We start from the raw sequence: 4,395 nt of genomic DNA on the forward strand, positions 1-4,395 counted from the left end.
GACGGGGAGACGGGCAACGTTGTCCGCAAGGTCGACACCCGGCCCATGAACGTTCAACTGGTTGGGACCGACTCGGAACGCAACGCGGTCGCCGCCAACGCTGATCACCTCAGCACCGACGACATCACGATAGAAGTCGGTGGAGACCCGCCAATCCGAGACAGCAATGACGGCGTGGTCCAGCCGAGTCACGGGCACCATCTCACGACCCTACTTCGCGAGGTCGCGCCCACGGTCGGCCGGATCTGCCGCTGAGGGTGCGCGAGTCTGCCGCGGGCACGGGACGCGTTCGAGGTCCTGCCGTGTCTGCTGGCCGGCTGAATCGGCTAGGTTGGCCGCGTGGATATCCAGGTGCTGGAGGGTTCGTTCGTCGAGGTGTCGACCGCTGACGCCACTGGCACGGACCGGCGCGCGTTCGGCGAATTCGTCGGGCCTCAGGGCGAGTTGGCCTCGTACGCGTTCGGCTGGATCACGGGGTCGGATCCTCACGTCGCCCGTCTGTCGATTGGGATCGGCGTCGGAAATCCAGGCGGCGGCACGTTCCACGCTGTGCTATTCACGCACCAGGACGGCCATGCGTTCTCGCTCACCGGCGAGCGGTTCGAGCAGGTGCCACAGGGTGGCCCGGACCTGACCGCGGACCAGGCCCGCGCCCACGAGGATCTACCGTTTGTGTGGTGGGTCGCAGACCGCGTCATGGAGCGTGACCGACGCGCGTGGTGGATGCGGCACTGGCTTCTGGGCACCACCTGCATCCAAACCATCGAGGTCTTCGAGCGTCGCGAGCCCGTCTTGCTGGTAGGCCACGACGCAGACGTCGGTCTCTGGCAGCTGATCGGCACGAGGGATGCGGACAGCAGTACCGGCAAGATCGGGCACCTCCACCACGCCGTGGACGAGGATCCGACCTTGATCGACGTTCTCGACCTACCGCCAGGACACAGCGCGGAGCGCACCCGCGTCGGCGAAGCTTGGACCCGTCACCTCGGCTACCCGGCCTGAGCCGAGCGCACGTTGCTGCCTCCCCGACCGTCGGCAGGCTCGGCGAGGTGAACACCCAGTCGCCTTGGCGATCAAGGCATCCGGATCTGCCGCCGATCGGGCGTCACGATGGGTGATGGGACGCGGTGCATTCGATGCGCAGTCTTGCCTAGTACGTACGGCGAGCAGTGATGATCACCGGTCTGAGACACTTCGGGCGTGGCTGTAACGCAGCAAGTGGCACGCCTCTCGCCCGGTCAACTTGCCACGTGCCGCAGTTCGGTCGACGAGCTGGACAAGCTCTGTTCGTTCGAGCTACTGCTCTTTGCGCCGGACCACGCCTTTGCCGATGTCACCCCCGTGGTGGGCTCCCCACCGTACTCACTGCTCACGATCGATGATGTGCCCGACCTCGCGACCTGGATCGAAGCGTGCGCTGCGGCGTGGCGACATCAGTAGACCGACAAGCGCGCGCACCTGCAGCTGAGCGGGCACGCTGGCTAGGCATCGTCCTCCTCGTCGAACGGCTCGTCACTCCACCGCCACCACGCCTCGTTACCGTCGATGTGGAGAAGGAATTCAGGGACCTGGCGACCCTCCGGGTGCCGAAGCGTCACTGCGTTCCGGATTGCCTCGTACGCACGCTCCCAGGACTCGACGTCCTCATCAATGCCATCGAGTAGCCGCAGTTCCTCAGCGAAGAGTGGTCGGACCTCCGCGAGCCCTTCCCTCGGGTCGACACGAGCGTTCAGCCACGGGAAGTCGCCGCCAGTCACGACGAGATCAGCAAGTACCGGCCGTCGTCGCGCTGGTGCAATGTCCATATGCCGCTGTGATGATCCACCACGATGGCACGTTACAGAGGTTGAATCGTCAGGGCCAGAGCGAGGTGGTGCGGCGTGTTGACGTGACCGCGGTCGATGGGTGGCGTATCTGACAGCAGTTCCAACTCAAGCGCTGGCCAGGACGGATCGGAATTAGCTGTCAGCTCCTCTACGGTGCGCATCCGATCATCATGCCCCGGCCGCTGCACGCTGGCGATATACATCTAGCTGACCCCGGTCGAGCAGCCTGACTGCCATCAGGCGGAGTTGGTGGTTCGTGGGCATGAGGGGATGGCCTCATCTGGCCGCCGTGCGCGGGGACGCGAGGTTGACGCCGGCGCTCAGGGGCGTATCACCGCGACGGCCTCCTCGGGTCGCCCTTGGCGAATGAGTAGTTTCGCAAGCAAGGACTGGATCCACCTCTCTTGGGCCGGCTGCAGCACGGCGACCGCCTCGTTCAGACGCCCTGCGTCGGCCAGCAGCTCAGCCAGGCGAACGCGTGCGTACCCGGTATCGGCGTCCGGATCGGCCCGCAGGTCGGCGATCGCCTGCTCGGCCCGCCCACACTCGACGAGCACCTCGACCCGATCCATGCGGAGGTCGAACGGGTCCAGTCTGCCCTGCGCGGCGACGTCGTCGATGACCGCGAGGGCTTCGTCGGGCCGGCCCTGCCCGATCAGCAGGGTGCACAGCGGGCGGACGAGGCACTCAGGGTCGGTTATTGCGACCGGGCGCAGCACCTCGATCGCCTCATCGGCCCGGCCGTGCCGGGCCAGCAGGTCAGCCAGGGCGGCCACCACGTTCCTGTTGCCCTTCGCGGCGAAGGGCGACAGCACCGCCATCGCCTCCTCGACCTGTCCCTGTTCCTCGAGCAGCTCGGCCAGGCGGTATGCGCCGTACTCGTGGCCGTCACCGGCGACGAAGCCGGCCAGCGCCGCCGGGTCGTGTCGAGCCAGGATGTCGGCCAGTTGCTCGGCGTGGTTGACGTAGTACGAGTACCCACCGCGAAGGCTCGACAGCAGCAGGGCTACCGCCTCGTCCACCCGGCCCTGTCGCTCCAGCACGGTGGCCAGGAAGCCTTCGAACATCTGGTCCCCAGCGTCGGCGAAGGGCCGTAGCGACTCCGCCACCTCGTCGTCGCGGCTCACGCCGGCGGTCAGTTCCACGAGGGCCCCGGCGAGGAGCCAGTCGGCGAGGTGCGGGCGCAGCACCGTGAACACCTCGTCGATGCACCCCTGCCGCGCCAGCAACTCCGCGAGCCGTACCACGGCGAGCCGCTCACCCGCTTCGGCAAGCGGGCGAACGAGCGTGATCGCCGCGTCGGCCCTCTCTCGCTCCTCAAGAATGTCGGCGATTCGCTCCACCGCCACCCACCAGCCGGTAGAGGTGAACGGACGGTATACCTCGATGGCCGCGTCCCACTCGCCTCGCGCCTGTAGTAGCCGGCTCAGCGTGTCGGCACAGCGGAAGTCGCCGCGCTCAGCCTCCCGTCGCACCAGATTCAGGTGGCCGTGCTCGACGAGTGCCGCCGCCACGTCGGGCGGAAGCCAGCCGTCGTTGGTCTGGTAGCGGCGATCAAGCTCCGCGGCGTCCATAGGGCCGCACTCTAGTGATCACAGCGATTGGAAGCCCCCGCCCGCGCCTCTCCGCTCGCCAATAGACCTCACCTCCACGCTCATGCCAGGACCACGCGGTCAGCAGCACTGCCAGGTGAACATGGCTCGGTCGAATCGCCGGGTGGCGAGGTCGTCGGGTCGGATGAGCCAGTAGAGCATGCCGACGTCGCCCCACATCATGTTCGCGTTGTCGTCGCTGTCGAACTGGGCTAGCAGCAGCCATCGGCTGGCTTCGGAGGCGAGTGCGTGGTCTCGCCAGTCGACGCTGCCGCCCAGTGCCGCCTGCGCGACTTCGTACTCGACGTCGCCCTGCACCGGGTAGGCGTAGCCGCCGAGTTGGTGCAGCGGGCCCTTGCCACAGCTGATCGCCGAGCAGAACTCCCGGCGCCGAAGCGGATGCTCTGGTTCTGCTACCTGGCTGAACCCGGCCCCGAACGCGTCGTGCAGGGCGGGATGGTCGTACGAGGGTGCCGTCGACACCGTACGCGAGGCGAGCCAAACGCGCTTGTAGGGTTCGATTCCCTCCGGAGTCGCCCGCTCCGCGCAGGCTCGGCCGGACGGCACATACACGACGCGGGCGCCGGCCTGATACTCGGGATCGCTGGCGAAGACCATCGTCGCACCGTCGTCGTACTGGCCGTCGAAGTAGAAGAACAGAAGCTGGCCGTCGACCGGCAGCCCCAACTCGGTGGCCATTCCTGGCAACGCGGCGCAGTCGACGGAGGCGATGAAGCTCAACGGCCCGTGCCCCTCCCAGACCGGCCACGCCAGGTCGTCGGGCAGTTCGGGCTCGCCGCCCAGGTATCCGACCGGAGGCCCGTCACCGTCGTCGGCAGGGACCAGCCGAATTCCCGGCCGCAGCAGCGACAGCCACGTGTCGGCGACGTCTGCTGGTAGGTGCTCCCGGGCCGCCGCCGCAAGATCGATCTGGCTGGTCATGCCGAGCATCATGCCACCGCACGCCGACAACGACG

General features: G+C 67.4%; 7 protein-coding genes. 2 read left to right on the forward strand and 5 right to left on the reverse strand.

The features are described 5' to 3' along the window. Positions 1–201 (reverse strand): VOC family protein (locus ACY34I_RS40125; RefSeq protein WP_462760741.1); only part of this gene is annotated, 201 nt, incomplete at its 3' end. 138 nt (positions 202–339) lie between these two features. Between ACY34I_RS40125 and ACY34I_RS40130 the strand changes: the two genes are divergently transcribed. Beyond that, entirely contained in the window at positions 340–1,002 is a 663-nt protein-coding gene (locus tag ACY34I_RS40130) for a hypothetical protein (RefSeq protein ID WP_462760743.1), read from the forward strand. Between the two features lie 198 nt (positions 1,003–1,200). Continuing rightward, a complete protein-coding gene (locus ACY34I_RS40135; RefSeq protein WP_462760745.1) occupies positions 1,201–1,440 on the forward strand; it encodes a hypothetical protein in 240 nt (79 codons plus the stop codon). Between the two features lie 41 nt (positions 1,441–1,481). On the opposite strand, the gene ACY34I_RS40140 is transcribed toward ACY34I_RS40135, so the two are convergent. From ACY34I_RS40140 to ACY34I_RS40155, 4 genes are all read right to left on the reverse strand, one after another. Continuing rightward, positions 1,482–1,757 (reverse strand): hypothetical protein, encoded by a 276-nt coding sequence (locus ACY34I_RS40140; RefSeq protein ID WP_462760747.1) that lies wholly within the window; start codon positions 1,755–1,757, stop codon positions 1,482–1,484. 80 nt (positions 1,758–1,837) lie between these two features. Next, complete coding sequence (locus ACY34I_RS40145) at positions 1,838–2,029, reverse strand: hypothetical protein (RefSeq protein WP_462760749.1); 192 nt, start codon at positions 2,027–2,029, stop codon at positions 1,838–1,840. A gap of 117 nt (positions 2,030–2,146) precedes the next feature. Beyond that, positions 2,147–3,400, reverse strand: coding sequence for a tetratricopeptide repeat protein (locus tag ACY34I_RS40150; protein ID WP_462760751.1), 1,254 nt, complete (start codon positions 3,398–3,400; stop codon positions 2,147–2,149). Between the two features lie 99 nt (positions 3,401–3,499). Then, positions 3,500–4,395: YwqG family protein (locus ACY34I_RS40155; RefSeq protein WP_462760753.1), on the reverse strand; the 896-nt coding region annotated here is incomplete at its 5' end.

It is taken from the genome of Micromonospora sp. RTBAU3-60 (genome assembly GCF_054963695.1).